14 protein-coding genes are annotated in these 17,335 nt (G+C 43.1%); 7 read left to right on the top strand and 7 right to left on the bottom strand.

What is annotated here, in order from left to right; translation table 11 throughout:
- Positions 1–8 precede the first annotated feature (8 nt).
- Both ACAX20_RS05385 and ACAX20_RS05380 read right to left on the bottom strand, forming a co-directional pair.
- Positions 9–914, bottom strand: coding sequence for a prenyltransferase (locus ACAX20_RS05385; RefSeq protein ID WP_371189110.1), 906 nt, complete (start codon positions 912–914; stop codon positions 9–11).
- The gene (locus tag ACAX20_RS05380; protein WP_371189108.1) at positions 907–1,335 is read right to left on the bottom strand and encodes a potassium channel family protein; all 429 of its coding nucleotides are present in this window, start codon (positions 1,333–1,335) and stop codon (positions 907–909) included. The genes ACAX20_RS05385 and ACAX20_RS05380 overlap by 8 nt, the downstream gene beginning before the upstream one ends.
- A gap of 167 nt (positions 1,336–1,502) precedes the next feature.
- Here ACAX20_RS05380 and ACAX20_RS05375 point away from each other — a divergent pair, with 167 nt between their 5' ends.
- Positions 1,503–2,501 (top strand): YhdH/YhfP family quinone oxidoreductase, encoded by a 999-nt coding sequence (locus ACAX20_RS05375; protein WP_371189107.1) that lies wholly within the window; start codon positions 1,503–1,505, stop codon positions 2,499–2,501.
- Between the two features lie 222 nt (positions 2,502–2,723).
- On the top strand, positions 2,724–5,051 hold the full coding sequence (locus ACAX20_RS05370) for a reprolysin-like metallopeptidase (RefSeq protein WP_371189105.1): 2,328 nt from the start codon (positions 2,724–2,726) through the stop codon (positions 5,049–5,051).
- Between the two features lie 151 nt (positions 5,052–5,202).
- On the opposite strand, the gene ACAX20_RS05365 is transcribed toward ACAX20_RS05370, so the two are convergent.
- From ACAX20_RS05365 to ACAX20_RS05350, 4 genes are all read right to left on the bottom strand, one after another.
- On the bottom strand, positions 5,203–5,430 hold the full coding sequence (locus tag ACAX20_RS05365; RefSeq protein WP_371189104.1) for a glutaredoxin family protein: 228 nt from the start codon (positions 5,428–5,430) through the stop codon (positions 5,203–5,205).
- Between the two features lie 25 nt (positions 5,431–5,455).
- Positions 5,456–5,668, bottom strand: coding sequence for a TIGR02450 family Trp-rich protein (locus ACAX20_RS05360; protein ID WP_371189103.1), 213 nt, complete (start codon positions 5,666–5,668; stop codon positions 5,456–5,458).
- 66 nt (positions 5,669–5,734) lie between these two features.
- Positions 5,735–6,334: a protein-disulfide isomerase gene (locus ACAX20_RS05355; protein WP_371189101.1), complete on the bottom strand. Its 600-nt coding sequence runs from the start codon at positions 6,332–6,334 to the stop codon at positions 5,735–5,737.
- A gap of 241 nt (positions 6,335–6,575) precedes the next feature.
- Positions 6,576–7,457, bottom strand: coding sequence for a sugar-binding protein (locus ACAX20_RS05350; RefSeq protein WP_371189100.1), 882 nt, complete (start codon positions 7,455–7,457; stop codon positions 6,576–6,578).
- A 397-nt stretch (positions 7,458–7,854) separates the two neighbouring features.
- Here ACAX20_RS05350 and ACAX20_RS05345 point away from each other — a divergent pair, with 397 nt between their 5' ends.
- The 5 genes from ACAX20_RS05345 to ACAX20_RS05325 all read left to right on the top strand — a co-directional run bounded on the left by ACAX20_RS05345 (position 7,855) and on the right by ACAX20_RS05325 (position 16,108).
- Positions 7,855–10,896, top strand: coding sequence for a TonB-dependent receptor (locus ACAX20_RS05345; RefSeq protein WP_371189098.1), 3,042 nt, complete (start codon positions 7,855–7,857; stop codon positions 10,894–10,896).
- A 328-nt stretch (positions 10,897–11,224) separates the two neighbouring features.
- Positions 11,225–12,778 carry a tryptophan halogenase family protein gene (locus ACAX20_RS05340; protein ID WP_371189587.1) on the top strand — a complete coding sequence of 518 codons (1,554 nt, stop codon included), beginning with the start codon at positions 11,225–11,227 and terminating at the stop codon, positions 12,776–12,778.
- Between the two features lie 34 nt (positions 12,779–12,812).
- Positions 12,813–13,550 (top strand): SapC family protein, encoded by a 738-nt coding sequence (locus tag ACAX20_RS05335; RefSeq protein WP_371189097.1) that lies wholly within the window; start codon positions 12,813–12,815, stop codon positions 13,548–13,550.
- 24 nt (positions 13,551–13,574) lie between these two features.
- Positions 13,575–14,591, top strand: coding sequence for a cupin-like domain-containing protein (locus ACAX20_RS05330; protein ID WP_371189096.1), 1,017 nt, complete (start codon positions 13,575–13,577; stop codon positions 14,589–14,591).
- Positions 14,588–16,108 carry a tryptophan halogenase family protein gene (locus ACAX20_RS05325; protein WP_371189094.1) on the top strand — a complete coding sequence of 507 codons (1,521 nt, stop codon included), beginning with the start codon at positions 14,588–14,590 and terminating at the stop codon, positions 16,106–16,108. Before ACAX20_RS05330 ends, ACAX20_RS05325 begins: the two co-directional genes overlap by 4 nt.
- Before the next feature lie 171 nt (positions 16,109–16,279).
- Here ACAX20_RS05325 and ACAX20_RS05320 read toward each other — a convergent pair whose 3' ends face one another.
- Positions 16,280–17,329, bottom strand: coding sequence for a glycoside hydrolase family 16 protein (locus ACAX20_RS05320; protein ID WP_371189093.1), 1,050 nt, complete (start codon positions 17,327–17,329; stop codon positions 16,280–16,282).
- Between the last annotated feature and the right edge of the window lie 6 nt (positions 17,330–17,335).

Genomic DNA, 17,335 nt, shown 5'->3' with positions numbered 1-17,335 from the left:
CTTCAGCACTATTTGCCAAGCCACAGTGACGTGCTCATAGTTAATAAAGCGCTATTGGCCATGATAATATTCCAAGCAAGGCAAATCACTAATTTCTGTTGCGAGTCAGCCCTTCTCACCCCATTAAAAATTCGAATACCAATTGCCAGTGGTAGCAACGTCAACAACATCATTGTGGGGAGTACGGCCATTACAACTGAGATAACGAGCAGCGACACCGCTAAAAGCCAAAAACACATATAAATGGTTAACGCCTTTTGCTCACCATAGGCAATCACCACGTGATTACGGCCAAATTGCTTGTCAATGTCAGCGTCAGGAAACTGATTAAGTAATAAAATATTGGAAACAAGTAAGCTGATAATACTTGCCAATAGCAGGCTTGCAAGTGACACACTACCGGTTAACAGCAAATTACTCGCAATAAACATTAAACCACCAAATGCTAAACCAGGTGCGATTAAACAAAGCAAAGGGTGACTGTTTAAGTAGCGGGTATACAAGACAATAATCGCAATACCAATGACGCCAAACGGAACAATGTACCAGCCTTGCTTATACACAAAGTAGCCACCAATCAAGACGCAGATGACGAGCGACAGTGCGGTCATAATTAATACCCACTTGTCAGCGAGAGGGTAAGCAATCAACGCCCCACTGCCACCGCTAAATGGTGTTTTGTTGGTGTGAAAATCTAAACCGCTGCGATAATCTTGATACTCATTTAAGGTATTAACGGCAATATGGGCGGCGACAGCCCCAACGGTAATTATCAGCATATCGACCAGTTCTAACTCAACGTGATGATAATGTGCCAATGAAAACGCCACGAGCACACATAGCACACTGAGACTAACAAAAGGTAAACGCATTGATTTGAACACCGCCACTAGCATTTGCTGCGTGCTAGTCATTTATCTTCCAATAACGTTGCATTTCTAAAAATAGAAACGAAGCAGTCCAGGTGATCAATACCAAGCCCGTTAGCGCTTCAATGCCTGTATAAAATCGAATAACGCCTAGCGGTTCTATATCACCAAAACCGACCGTGGTAAAACTGGTGATCGAAAAATAAGCACAATCGATTAAACTACCATCGAAATTACCCCGCAAGCTACCTAATTGCTCGCTCTGCAACATAAAGTAATAGCCAAAAGCAAAAATCCAAATTTGTAAGATATGAGCGAGCAGCGCACCAATAACGCCAACGACGATTTGGTACTTATTTTTGTAATGTAAATTAGGTAGCTTTTTCGACAACAGTCTAAGCGCTTCATAGTGGCTGACGACACAAAGTGTGACGACACCTATGGTAGTTAAATAAAAGACTATCATTACAATGTGTTATGGGTAATCAATATATCACAGCATGGCGAATTTATGACGAATTATCAAGCTAGGTTATTGATGATAGAGTTATGGTGTCTCTCGAAAAACCAACAAAACCGCCTACGCTTATAAGCAGTTGACTATATAACTTGCAGACCAATAAGGCATTCACAATGACAGATACGTTCAAAGCGTTATGGGTAGAAGAAACCACCGATAATAAATATCTCCACTCAATCAAACAACGTCAATTAAGCGACCTACCAGATAATGAGGTACTTATTGAGGTGCAATATTCTTCATTGAACTACAAAGACGCGCTATCCGCCTTTGGAAATAAAGGAGTGACCAAAGACTATCCGCACACGCCGGGTATTGATGCTGCGGGTGTTGTTTTGTCCGATACAACAGGTCAATTTAATCAAGGAGATAAGGTACTGGTATTTGGTTACGATCTAGGTATGAATACACCTGGTGGTTTGGCTCAACGGATCAGCGTACCCGCAAACTGGATTGTTCCCTGCCCGAGCTCTTTAACTCTTAAAGATGCCATGATCTATGGAACAGGTGGCCTTACGGCCGCAATGTGTATCGATAAACTGATATTAATGGGCGCAAAGCCCAACGATGGTGCCGTTGCAGTAACTGGCGCAAGTGGTGGTGTCGGTAGTATGACTATCGCTATTTTACACAAACTAGGTTTTGAAATAATTGCCTATACCGGCAAGTCTGACGACGCCTATTTACGACAATTAGGCGCCTCTGAGGTATTACATCGAGATCAAATTAATGAAATTGGCAGTAAACCCATGGGGCGTGGCCTTTGGGCGCATGCGATTGATACCCTAGGCGGCGATTATCTTGCTAATATTGTCAAACAATTAAAACCTGGTGGTGGTGTTTCTGCTTGTGGTTTAGCGGCAGGCGTTAATTTTCAATTGAATGTGTTTCCATTTATTACCCGTGGCGTTTCCTTGCTAGGTGTTGATTCAGTAAATATTCCGTTGCAACAAAAGCGCTACTTTTGGCAAAAAGTCAGTGATGAATATTACCTTGATAACCTAGCGTCATTTAGCCACTGCATATCATTAGAGGAGGTTTTAGCTATCTTACCAAAATTTCTAGATGGTACCGTGCAAGGCCGTTACGTGGTTGACCTGAATAAAAGTTAGTTAAGCGTACGAATAAAAAACACTAATAAAATCATCAGCTATACTGGTTTTATAGGTTAAATTAGCCACAGGCTCGGTGCATTGTTTTAACAAAGCACTCCCTATAAAAATAATAACAGCGCGATAGCGCCGGTATGAATTCCAACAACAATAACAATAGCGAATGCATCGATAGCCGACAGGTTTCAATGAGCATTGCTCGTATTCAGGTTTGGATAATTCATGCAACTTGCGTTGTTATTGTTGTTTGTGGTGGCCGCCATATCGTCAGCGATAGCGGCGCCAAAACTTTGGACATTAGAAAACACCAACTCCCAACGCATCATTTCCGTTGATTATGCGCAGCCATCTGTGCATTCATCTATAGTTAATGCTGATAGCGTTAGTCGCCAGCAAACCAAACACGCTTATTCGCTTGAATTTAATCAGACATTACTCCACAAATTACACTTGGGTGATAGCGTTAGCATCGAACTACCACAGCAACGTCTAATAACAGGCCACGTTACCTCAATCATAGATGATGATCATAGCCGCCATATCAGCGTGGCGCTACGCACTAATGGATCCATGCTAATAACCATAACCTTAACCAACAACAATCACAGTCCATCACACGAACTAACCAGCTCAGCCAATATACATAACACACCTGCATCATCTCATAGCGCCTTTGCAACTATTTTGTATAACCATCGTTACTACGAACTGTTGGTAAGTGATGAGCAGTCTATACTGACCGAGACAACAATCAAAAATACCGATAATGACACTGCAGTAGCCGACACAACAGAGCACTACCCTGCGTATGGCACTCCGCGTTATCACGCTCAAAGCAATAAACCGTTTGCCAGTATAATCGGCTCGCCCCTAAACACCGATAATTACAATGATAGTGATATTGCCAATATCGACATTTTAGTATTGTACGATGAGCCGACTCAGCGATATTACCAAAACCTTTTACCGTTAAAGCTTGATAGCTTACAAACGGCAACCAACCAAATTTTTGCGAATAGCGATGTTCATCTACAAATCAACTTTGCTTACCAACAGCAAGTTGATTTTCATTTTGACGGGCAACTAAAGAACAGCTTAGAGGCGCTCACTTATGGCAGCTTGCAACAGCAATATAGTATTGAGCAACTACGATACGAGGTCGCCGCTGATTTGGTTTTACTGTTACTCGACCCAACCACTAATAACAGCGCTGGATACGCGTGGATCAACGGCAGCAATGGTAATTTAATTAAAGATGCTCGCAGTATGTATGCTGTTATGCACAGTGATATGAGCAGCTATATATTAGCTCACGAATTAGGACATACATTAGGTTTACGCCACTCAAGGCGACAAGCGCCATTTATTGGCGCGACGTATGACTATGCCGTCGGATATGGCGTTGAAGATGATTTTGTTACGGTGATGGCCTACCTTAGTGACTTTCAAGCAACTAGGCGGATATTGCAATTTTCCAATCCACGCCAGCAATGTTTTAATCTACCATGTGGTATTGACGCACAATACTCACAAACCAGTGCGGATGCGAATTTAGCGCTTAATCAAGTTCGCTGGCAAGCAGCTGAAATGCATTCTTTACCAGTCAATTTAACCCTGACACCTGATAATTTCAGCCTAAAAGATAATACTGCTTTGCAGGATTGTTTGGCAGCGCAATACCCAACATACCCACATTACTTAGGTATGTTGACACAACTCGACTGCGCTTATGCTGATGTCAACAGCTTAAAAGGTATAGACACATTATTTAATTTACAGCGTTTAACTATCACCGATAGCCAACTACACGACATAACCGCGCTACAAAACCTTAACAAGCTTAAACTGCTTAACCTCAGTCATAACCAAATCGATGATATTTCGGTTTTGTTTCATCGTCCGCAGCCTATTTTTTACCTATCTGTGGCGAACAACCCAGTTTATTGCTGGCAGCAGCAATACCTGCAACAGTTTGCGAATATCGAACAACTGGTTATGTCAAACTCTTGTAGCCAAAGCCAAGATAATAACGATTATGACTACGACGGCGTCAGTAATATCGAAGAGTTAAATCAGAACAGCGACCCAACACTAAATGAGCAAGGCAATGGCAGCGTAGCATTTAGAAATCAAGCGACGGATGTGCTCGAGACTAGCCAAACGCACGAGATTTCATTATACCGTCCGGGCGGTAACATCGGTGAGTTGAACGCGACGATTCAATTAGCGAGTGACGACAGCACAGATACACGACTTAAATTGATGAGTGAACAGCTGACTTTTAAGCATGGGCAAGTCAGCGCGACAATTGAGCTTGAGGTTAGCGACGATAACAAGGTCAATGGTGATGATGTTTATACCCTGCGTATTGTTAGCGAAAATCAGCAAACCAGTCTCGAGCTAACCGTCATTGATGATGATGTTGAGCCAACAACGTTAGTACAACGTAATCAATCAAGTGGCTCTGGGGCTGCCTATTACCTTTTATGGCTCACTATGGCTGCCATCATTGTACGTCGTCTGACGAGAATTATTTCGAAAATCAGCTAAGTAACAAATACTGCGAATCGTAGAGCCGATAGTGAACCTAGTATCCATATCGTCAATTCTATTCAACGTTTTCCTGCGCTATCAAGGACCATGATGTTGAACAGCAAAATCTGTAACCAGGCGCTAGTGAACAAAGGGAACCAAAGCCCCCCTAACCTTTATAGAGACGCTGAAATTGTTTAATCGAAAAGCCATTTAAAAATTGCTCACCTATTTTCAGAACCGGCACACCACGAAAACCAAGTTTTTGAAACTCTTTACGGCCATTTGGCGTACTGACGTTACACAAACGGTAACGTATACCTTGGCTATCAAGATATTGTTTGGCCGTCAGGCAATGCGGGCAATTGTTCATGGTGTAAAGGGTAATTCGTTTCATACTGCTTCTCTATTAAAAATGATCGTCAATGCCAACCTGCTCGCCACTGTTCCACCTCTTTTAACGACCGCCAATCAATGTCGTATTGATTAGCATTAATAACCGCCTGGATACGACATAAGATCACCTTGCCATTATCATCATAAGCAACGTTAACCACTAGAAAATGACGCTCTTTATCACGAATATCGGTGAGCTTAGTCCATTTGCTATTTAGTAATTTTTTAGGCGAGATCATAAAGCTACTCAAGAGAAATGGCGGATAAAAGCCTATCAATAACCTAAGCCTTTATATATCGGTGGGCTATTTAAGCTCCAGAGCAACAGCGTCAACAATCGCCTTGGGATTGGTTAAATATAGGTTATGGTTCAACAGCACTAGGTTATCATCTACAGCCAGTAATAACGCTGGGAATGCTTTCGTCTGAATCACTTCTTGTATTTCTTCTATCTCGCTGAGTGCGTATTCAGCGTCTCGTGATAAACTGTCTTTAAACACCTTGCCCGGTGGTGAAAGCTTAAATTTCTGACACAATGCATCAAAATCGGCCTTATCGGTAAACGGTACATTGTCAACAAAGTGTTGACGTTGTAACTCACACAACACCTTAACCGATTGATGTGGTTGTTTATTTGCTGTCCACGCTAAAAAGTTCGCGGCCATCGTTGCATCCTGAGAGTGCTCCGCATCGCGGATATAATCCATGCCAAAATGGGCAACACTTTGCTCGGCGACTTTTTCGACTTGCTTTTTGCCCGCGCTATCGCTGCCATCATAATGAGCTATGTGCCATAAATGTTTTGGCATGTCTGGATACTGCTTATCGATAGCTTCGATCAGTGCCGACGCGGCATAACTCCATGGACAATGACTGTCATATATAAAAAATAATTCTGCGTTCATGTAAATATCTGTTGAGTAAACAAGTTGGCGAATTTTAATAAGTTTAGACGACAAATGCTATATCACCGATGATAAACATTTGAGCGCCCAAACTATTTAGCCAAAATTTTTCCAAAGCGCCTTTGCTCGTGGTAACTTTGCCCATTAAAAATTCGCTAACGTTAGCATTTGAGCGTTGTCTTTTTACCTTTCACTCGCTACCGTTAATTTAGGCGCTACGCTTAACGGCCTTAAATAAAAACTATCGCTCAATCATCGCTGGCGCACTGACTAATAACAGCTTGCCAAACACATCCGCTGTTTTATAGCCAAGATTCTTGTCGCCATTAACCGGCGTTATTTCCGTTGAGCCGAGAAAATGCTCACGCTCTTTACTACCATCGTTATCGCAATATGCCAACATAAAGCCCAATTGCTTACCGACGTTTAATGTCACTCTCGAACGAGCATTTGCGGCGCTTACGACATTATGGTGGAAGCTATCGTCGTGAATTTCCATGGCAACTTCCCAAATAATTGGACTACCTTGGCGTTGCTGACGTTGCCAGGCACTGTTGATATGCGAATTAAGAGCCACAAATTCGTTACCACCATCCGAAGTTTTACCACCAATATCAATCGCTTGATGATCAAGGGCGATATGATATGCAAAGGCATTATAGTTATAAAGGTGATCACCACCAGAAGCATCTTCATCAATAAATATTTCTAGTGCATCATCATCCCAGTATTTGTATAGAGGATCAGGATGTTGATCAAACAGAACATCATCTTGTAACTCCACCAATAAATATAAGTAATCTGCGTCCCAGGCCAATTTAAATCGGCCACTGAAATCTTCCGGTAGCGGCACATCGCCAATCATGTGTTTATCAAGAGGATACCAAGTCGCTTGCTGCCAAACAGTATCACTATCATTCGCATCAACCACGACAGGCTGAAGAGAATGTATTGCCACAAAGTCAGCTTTTGCTTGCGCATGCGAAGCCATGACGGTCGTTGTAGCCACTAAAACAAGCCATAAAGGCAACAATGCTGAAAATTTTCGCCAGTAGCTGGCTATCAAGCCAATCGCTGTCGATGCTTGACGATGGTTAATATGGTTCATGAGATAAATATTCATATCTTTCAATTAATGCCTTTATCAAGGAAGTTGAAAATATTGCGAATTGAATACCTAATTATCGGCTAATTAGGCAAAAACCGCTACGAATGCCATGATACGTGAGCACACCTTAGCCTACAATAATCGACCACGTTAAATGATTGTTAACTGGTCTGCTTTCATCAATAACAACAAAATAATGCCGAAAAGAAACCGAAGACCGAACAATTATTGAACAATCCCGTGATTTTATAAGGGCTTAACTAAAAAAATGATTGATCTGGACTTTAGATTCCTCTAAGTTAGTCTTAGCGCTTTCTGCCAAGCTAACAATAAAGCTAATATTGGGGAAACAAAATGTAAGCGCTTACAATATTGTTAATAATAATGAACAAGATTAACCGAGGGAAATCAAATGAGTTCTATCAAGTTCAACAAAACAAAGTTGGCTACTAGCCTTTCTTTAGTTTTGGGTGCTTCGGTAGCTCTTCCAACATACGCGGAAGAAGCTGCAGCTGAAGACGTAGAAGTTATTGAAGTTACGGGTATCCGTGGCTCACTAACAAAAGCAATGGATATCAAGCGTTCAGCCTCTGGTATCGTTGAAGCTATCAACGCCGAAGATATCGGTAAGTTCCCAGATACTAACCTAGCTGAATCATTACAACGTATCTCTGGTATCGCGATTGACCGTGATAACGGTGAAGGTAGTACTGTTTCTGCACGTGGTTTCTCTGCGGACCGTAACTTAGTACTATTAAACGGTCGTCAAATGCCAACGACGACTGGTAGCCGTTCATTTGATTTTGATAACGTCGCGTCAGAGCTAATTTCTGGTGCTGAAGTATACAAAACCAGTGATGCAACCATCGCAACCGGTGGTATCGGTGCTACCATCAACATCCTTACTCACCGTCCGCTTAACCGTCCAGGTATGCAAGCAACTGTTGGTGTTAAAGGTATGGATGATACCTCGACTAACGAAGGCGGTATTACACCAGAACTTTCAGGCTTGTACTCAAACACCTTTATGGATGACAAGTTTGGTATCTCAATCTCTGGTAGTTACGCTGAGCGTGAAAGTGGTAACCAAGTATCTTACGTTGACCAAGGCTGGCGTACATACCCATCTCGTGTAGACCAAAACTGGGGTGGTTCAAACGCTGACTGGGGTGGTGTTCCTTACGAAAATCAAGTAAATCGTCCAGATCCTACTCAAGATTACATCTACTCTGTACCACAAACTACGCATTACCAATTCCAAGAAGCGCAACGTAAGCGTTTAAACAGCCAATTGGTATTACAATACGCACCTAACGATGACATGACCTTCACTGTAGATTACACCTACATGACCAACAAGGTTGATCGTCAATACAACGAAGTTTCAGCATGGTACAACTTTGTTCCTTCTGAAAACGTTTGGGTTGAAGGCGACGAAGGCGTATTCTCTCCTGCTTACTATGAAGAGCCAAACACCCCGGGTGCTGACTTATCAATGGCGCTAAGTCAATCAGCAACAAAGGCACAATCTGACTCTCTTGCATTCAACTTTGAATGGCAAGTGAACGACGATTTATGGGTTGAATTTGATCACCACTCTTCGCACGCGGAAGAAACACCAAATAGCCCTTACGGTAGCGATGCTAAACTATCGACAGCGGCGTTTGTTCGTAACGGTACTGCGACTGACTTTACTGGCGATTTACCAGTATTAGCGGTTGACGGTGTAACAGGCCCACAAGATGCGGCTAAAGATCAATTCCTAGTAACCGGTTCTGTGTTTGTAAACGTTGATAACCAAGCAGATATCGACCAAACCCAATTTAACGGTAAGTTAGAATTAGACGAGTTTGGTAGCATTGATTTTGGCGCAAGCTTAATCAAAGCCGATAAGCGTATTCGTACTGCTATCGTTCAGAACGATACATGGGGCGGCGCACCAGGTGCACAAGTTGGTGATATCACTAACATCTCAGCAGATCTTGAAACCATCCACGATAAATTTGATCACATCGATGGCGGTTACTTTGCTGATCACCCAAGCAAAGATCAAAGCCAATTTGATATCCTAGATTTCTACTGGGCATGGGACTTCAACGAGTTACGTGATTTTGCAGAAGCGAACTACGGTTCAATGCGTGATGATACCCCTTGTGGCACTAACTTCTGTGCATCTACTGCGTACGGTACGCAAACTGACTTCTTAGTAGAAGAAGAAATCGTATCAGTTTACACTCAGTGGAACTACCAGGGCGAAATTGGCGTAATGCCATTTGACGTACACGTAGGTCTTCGTTACGAAGAAACCGAAGTTTACGGTGAATCTGCTGTACCAATCTATGAAAATCCACGTTGGTATGCTGCGAACGAATCAGTTACTGATCCAGTAGGTCAAGACTACTTATCAGGTTCTGGTAAGTACGATCACTTACTACCTAACATCAACTTTAACTTAGAGCTAAACGACGACATGATCGTTCGTGCAGCATACAGTGAGACCATCGGTCGTGCCGCATACGGTGACCTTCAAGGTGGTGCTGTTGTAGGTTCTGGTTTTGGTCCAACAGGTGGCGGCGGTGCCGGCGGTAACCCGGGTCTTGAGCCTCTAGAGTCACAAAACTTTGACTTATCATTTGAGTGGTACTACGACGAGTCTAGCTATGCGGCTATTGGTTACTTCCAAAAGAATATCGACAACTACGTAGGTCGTGACTTACGCACTGAAGTGGTATTCGAAGGTCTAACTAACCCACGTAGCGGCCCGAAAGTAGAAGCAGCACGTGCAGCGGGTGCAACTACTAACGATGAAATTCGTCAATACATCTACGATAACTACAAAGACTCTGATCCAGAGCATGTTTACATGGATGAAAACGGTACTATCGTTATCGAAGGTGCACCAGATGATGATCCACTAGAGTACGTAATCTCAGAGCCAGTAAACATCGATGAGTCTGTTGACTTTGATGGTTGGGAATTCTCTGTACAACACATCTTTGGTGACACGGGTATCGGTTTCTTCGCTAACTACACCATCGTCGATGCAGGTACTGAATACAACAACCGTGTAATCTCAGATCGTGAGAACTACGATAACACTGCATTGTTTGGTACTAACGACGACGTACAAACAGGTATCTCTGATACCACTAACCTTGTTCTTTTCTACGAGAACTACGGTGTATCGGCTCGTTTAGCATACAACTGGCGTGAAGGTTACCTAGAGTCTATGGGTAACAACACCGGTGCTAACCCAACATACGTTGAAGATTACGACCAAATCGACTTCCAAGTAAGCTATGACTTTGCTGACGTTGAAGGTTTAGCGGTATTCTTCGAAGGTATCAACATCACTAACGAATACCGTCGTAAGCACGGCCGTACTGAGTTAGACCTAATCAACGTAGGTCAACAAGGTGCACGTTACAGCTTAGGTGCTCGTTACACTTTCTAATCTGATGATTAGATAGAAGTGAATAAAAAGCCGCAAGAATACATTGTTTCTTGCGGCTTTTATATTTAAGCACTCTAAACATGCATAAACCAACAATGTAGATATACAAAAAACAAACTAAAACTTTACCAAAATCCTTAATATTTGATCTTTATCTAACAACTGTCGTTTAAATGTGCGTACAGCTAGATAGCTCGGGTCAATAACGGTATAGTGACCGACATCAAGCTTGAGATGTAAAGCACTTTTTCAGCTAATGAATTGAGTATTTTGCTAAGGTTTTAATAAAAAACGCAGTATGAAGCAAGAAGTAAAAAAGCAAGAACCAATGAATCAGGAATTAAAAAACATTGTCATCGTTGGAGGTGGTAGCGCTGGCTGGTTAAGCGCAGCAATTATCGCCAGTCAACACCAAACGCAAGGTGATAATGCGATTAACGTCACTCTAATAGAGTCCCCTGATGTGGCAACGATTGGTGTTGGTGAAGGTACATGGCCATCGATGCGACAAACCTTAAAAAGCATCGGCATCAGCGAAACCGAATTTTTTATTGAGTGTGATGCCAGCTTTAAACAAGCTTCTGAGTTTCGTAACTGGACACATGGTAATGGCGACAGCTACTTTCACCCATTTACCATGCCAAGCGGTTTTCATGAAACCAATATCGCTGAGTTTTGGCAGCAGCATCGTGACAAGGTGAGTTTTGCTGACGCAACAACCAGTCAAAGCCATGTTTGCCGCAATGGCTTAGCGCCAAAGCAAATCGCCACGCCAGAATACTCGTTCTTTTTAAATTATGGCTATCACCTAGATGCGGGGAAGTTTGCAACCTTACTGCAAAAGCACTGCACCGAAAAGCTTGGCGTGCGACATATTTTGGATCATGTTAGTAAGGTTAACGCTCATGCCAGCGGTGATATCAAGTCGGTATCCAGCAGGAAGCATGGCGAGATTGCCGGTGACTTATTTATTGACTGTACCGGTTTAAAATCGCTGCTATTAGGCGAACACTACGGTATCGAATTTATCAGTCGTCAAGATGTATTATTTAACGACCGAGCTCTTGCCGTTCATGTACCGTACGCGAAAGAGGATGCAGATATTGCATCTCATACCATATCAACTGCACAGCGTTGTGGCTGGATTTGGGATATCGGTTTGCCTTCACGCCGTGGTGTTGGCCATGTTTACTCTAGTGCGCATATTAGCGACGAAGAAGCCGCCAATGATCTGCGGGCCTATATCCGCCCTGCCCTTGGCGATAAAACCAATGACGCTGATCTTCGCCTGATAAAAATCAACCCAGGTCATCGTGCTAAGTTTTGGCATAAAAACTGTGTGGCTATTGGTATGGCGGCTGGCTTTATTGAACCATTGGAAGCCTCGGCGTTGGCTCTTATCGAACTGTCAGCGAAAATGATCGCAGAGCAACTGCCGGCAAACCGCCAAGTGATGGATATCACCGCTAAACGTTTTAATGATAAGTTTAGTTACCGCTGGCAACGAGTGATTGAGTTTTTAAAACTTCATTACGTGCTGTCAAAGCGTGATGATAGCGACTATTGGCGAGACAATCGTAACGACCAGTCAATACCAGAACATTTACAAGAATTATTGCAACTGTGGCAATACCAAACCCCGTACACATTCGATTGCATGCATGCTGATGAGTTATTTCCAGCAGCAAGCTTTCAATATATTTTGTACGGTATGGACTTTGAAACCAAGTTACCGCAGCGGCAAAAACGCCTGAATAATAACAACATGGCGAATCAATATTTTAACGACAATATCAAACAAACCCAGCACTTGATGCGTGCACTAAGCAGCAACCGAGAGCTGATCAACAAGATTAAACAGTATGGTTTCGCCAAAGTATAACGGCGATATCAACTATTCTTTTGGGAGTAACACCATGGCAAATCATGCCCTTTTAAACAATATCGAGCACAAAGACCTAAAAGTAAACACCAAACGCAGCGCGGAGCTTGGTGATAACATTTGGTTCTCGATGACCTTTCCACAAGAGTTTCGTAGTGCCCAATCTTACTACCCGATCTTTTTCAAGAAAGACGTAGAAACAGGTAAATTTATTTGTGTGACCTTGTTTGGGTTCAGTGAAAATGAAAATCTATTTTTAGACGATAATGGCTGGAATGCTCGTTATATTCCGCTATCTGTACTTCGCCACCCATTCCTAATTGCCCGTCAAAAAGTGAATGTTGACGGCCAAGAACAAGAGCAACGCATGTTGACTATCGACTTAGATAGCCCGCGTGTTAATAAAGACGAAGGTCATGACTTGTTCTTAGAGTTTGGTGGTAATAGCGAATACTTAGAACGTATTTCAGCGATGATGGAAACCTTACATTTTGGTGCGCTTGATGGCATGGCATTTTGTAATCGATTAGTTGAATTAAACCTACTAGAACCATTTACGCTAGATGTCACGTTGAATGATCACAGCCGTCATCAAATGCTTGGCTTTTATACCATTAATGAAGAAAAGCTAAATGAGCTTGAAGTTGATGTGCTAAAAGAGCTGAAGGATAAAGGTTACTTACAAGCGATTTATATGCAAATCGCCTCGCAAGGTAATGTTAGCGGTTTACTTGATAAAAAGAACGCTCTAGTTGCCTCACAAGCTGCGTAATTAACGAATACGAGGCTTGTTGCTATGTTAAATGTCGAAAAACACGTTAAACAGGTACAAGGTATAAGCGCCGACAATGTGCCGCAGTGGGTTGTTGAATCCACTGAGCCATTGTTATTAAAAGGCTTTGCGACACACTGGCCTTTGGTGCAAGCAGGTCTGCAATCACCACAGGCGGCCTGTGACTATCTACGTGAATTTTATCAAGGCAACCCGATTATTGCTTGTTATGGTGACTCTGGTATTAATGGACGAGTGTTCTACAACGATACTTTTGACGGGTTTAACTACCAAGCCACACGTGTTGACTTAAATCCGGTATTGGATCGCTTACTCGCCCATATTGATGATGCTGAGCCGCCGACAATGTATGTTGGGTCAACAGAGGTCAACCAATTCTTACCGGGTTTTAAAGAGCAGCACCAAATCAGTATTGATGAGCATCAGCCACTAACCAGTATTTGGATAGGCAATCGCAGTAAAGTTGCCGCCCATTATGATTTCCCATTAAACATCGCCTGTAACGTGGTTGGTCGCCGTCGTTTTACCTTGTTTCCGCCAGAGCAAGTGAAAAACTTATATACTGGTCCGATGGAGCTGGCACCCGGTGGCCAAGATATTTCCATGGTCGATTTTGATGCGCCAGACTTTGACCGCTTTCCAAACTTTGCTAAAGCCATAGAGCATGCGCAAGTAGCCGAGCTTGAACCAGGTGACGCGCTATTTTTGCCAAGCATGTGGTGGCATCATGTTGAGGGGTTAGACGGCTTGAATATGTTATTGACCCATTGGTGGCGCGACACGCCTGCCTTTATGGGGAGGCCACATAATGCCCTATTACTGGCCATGCTGAGTCTGCGTAATTTACCATACGAACAGCGCCAAGCATGGAAACACGTTTTTAGCCATTATATTTTCGATCATGATGAGCAAGATATTGCCCACTTGCCTGAGGCTGCTCAAGGCATGTTAAAAACCCCGATGGATGAATTGACCGCGCGAAAAATTCGTGCCGAACTATTAGAGAAATTAAGACGATGAATAACAACCCCGTAAAAAATATCGTAATTGCTGGTGGTGGTACTGCTGGCTGGATGGCCGCTTCGTCATTAGCAAAATTATTTGGTAAAAACTTTAATATTACCCTAGTTGAATCTGAGCAAATCGGCACCATCGGCGTCGGCGAAGCAACCATTCCAACCTTGCATACTTTGCACCGCCTATTAGGTATTAACGAAGCAGAAGTAATGGCCGCGACAAACGCAACCTTTAAATTAGGTATTTCGTTTGAAAACTGGCGTGACGTAGGTAAAGATTACATCCACTCGTTTGGTACCTTAGGTCACGACTGCTGGGCTTGTGGCTTCCAACATTTTTGGTTAAAAGGCAAAGAAAAAGGCATGGTCAGCGAGATCGGTGACTACTGCCCTGAGCATTTAGCTTGTCGTGAAGGTCGCTTTGCGGTGATGGCCAACGACAGCCTAAATCATGCTTATCATTTAGATGCAGGCCTTTACGCTAAGTTTTTACAAAAAATTGCATTCGCACATGGTTGTCAGCGCATTGAAGGGAAAATTAATCAGGTTAATTTATGTCCTAAAAGTGGCTTTATCACCTCATTAGACCTAGATAATGGTAAGCGTATTGAAGGTGACCTGTTTATCGACTGTACTGGCTTTAAAGGCTTGCTAATTGAAGATGCGCTACATACTGGCTTTGATGATTGGAGCCATATGCTACCATGTGATAGTGCGGTTGCGGTACAAACTAAGAGTGTATCAAAGCCTGTGCCTTATACCCGCTCTATTGCACGTGAGTCAGGCTGGCAATGGCGCATCCCTCTACAAAACCGCACGGGTAATGGTTTAGTATTTTGCTCAAAACACATGAGCGATGAGGAAGCAATTCAAACCTTACTTGATAACATTGAAGGTGAGCCAATCAATAAACCTCGTGTGATTAAATACAAAACGGGTGTACGTCGTAAGCAGTGGAATAAAAACTGTATTGCCATTGGCTTGTCGGCTGGTTTTATCGAGCCGTTGGAGTCTACCGGCATTCATTTATTCCAAAAAGGCATTGTCCGTTTAATGCAGTTATTACCGCACAACGGCATTAATCAAGCTGACATTGACGAATTCAATAAACAAAGTAAGGCGGAAATGCTTGATATTCGTGATTTTATTATCTTGCATTATCATTTGACTGAACGTCGTGATTCACCGTTTTGGCGATACTGCGCCAACATGGAAATTCCTGAAACCTTACAGCACCGCATGGACTTGTTTAAGAGCACTGGTCGCGTGTTTAAAAAACAGGAAGAGCTATTTGGTGAAACCTCATGGGTGCAAGTGATGATGGGCCAAGGTCTCATGCCTGAAGGCTACCACCCTATCGTCGATAACATGCCTGACGACGAGCTACAGCGATTTTTGGACAAGATTAAAGATCATACCAAGAAAAAAGTCGCTAATTGGCCGGATCACATGGCGTTTATAAACCATTACTGCCGTTCTACCGTTACTGATATGAACGATATGCAGAAAAAGAAAGCCTAATACACTCGTAAAGGGAGAATGCAAGCTTTAGCCTGTTTTCCATGCCTTTATTATTTTCAAGCCTCAGAACAGTCTGAGGCTTTTTATTTGCTCATTTCCCCTGTACAAGCGACAATGTAAAAAGCCGATCAAAGACCGGCTGTATAGTTTTCACAAGATGGTTTAGCCTTGTTACTTAACCAATAGCGCTTGCTCACCAATCGTGGCACAACCTAAGCCCGTTTCTTTATTTATTGGACATTGATATACACGCACGTAATCAACTTGCATGGTTTGCGGGAATACGCTGTCATCAACGCCTTTTTCATTGACCGCCTCTGGCCATGCACCACCAACCGCTAGGTTTAAGATCATATGAAAACGCTGGTCAAACGGCGCGTATTTATTTGCTTTTGCGTCTACAGCACCACTAAACCAGTTTTCGGCACGTTGTGTCGCGTAATGAATTCCATCCATATACCAACGGATTTCACCTTGTTCCCATTCAACCGCATAAACATGGAAACCATCAGCAGGGTTTACACCTGTAGGTAAGGTAAAGCCTGTCCCCGTGTAGGTATTGTTTGGCCATTTTTCACCGTAGTGCAAGGTGCCATGAATGCGGTTTTCTAAACCGTTGGCAGGTGGTGTATCAGCGTCTGATTTAGCGTATAGATTGACGGCTTCCATGATGTCGATTTCACCCGATAACGGCCAACTGCCATACGCCCAGTCGGTAGGTAGCATCCAAATTGCTGGCCAACTACCTTGCCCCTGTGGTAGCTTTGCGCGAATTTCAAAGCGACCATAACGCCAGTCGCCTTTGTCTTTGCTGCGCAAACGTGCCGATGTGTATGGCTGGGTTCGGGTGTCGCTAATGTCATAGCTAGGATCATCATCACCTTTTGCTGGACCGGTGAAGTCTTCCTTAATCGCTTTAATCACAAGCACGCCATCATCAATAAAGGCGTTTTCGCTGCGATTGGTATAACATTGACGCTCACTGTTACCACCACCAAAACAATTTTGTTCAAAACTCCACTTTGTTGAGTCGATAGAATCAGCCGAAAATTCGTCTTGCCAGATAAGTTGCCACTTACTATTTGTTGGCGTTGCCTCGGTTGCCATGGCCATCGCTGACACATCTTGTTGGTGACCAGACAAACTTTGTTCGCTTGCCAAATAATTATCAGCACAACCAAACGCCGTTAGCGACAACGTTGCTAGAATCATGTTTCTCATCGTTCT

This window comes from Thalassotalea sp. Sam97 (genome assembly GCF_041379765.1).
Classification (GTDB): Bacteria; Pseudomonadota; Gammaproteobacteria; order Enterobacterales; family Alteromonadaceae; genus Thalassotalea_A; species Thalassotalea_A maritima.
Note: the sequence above shows the minus strand (reverse complement) of the source record. Positions and strands in the feature narration are given on the sequence as shown.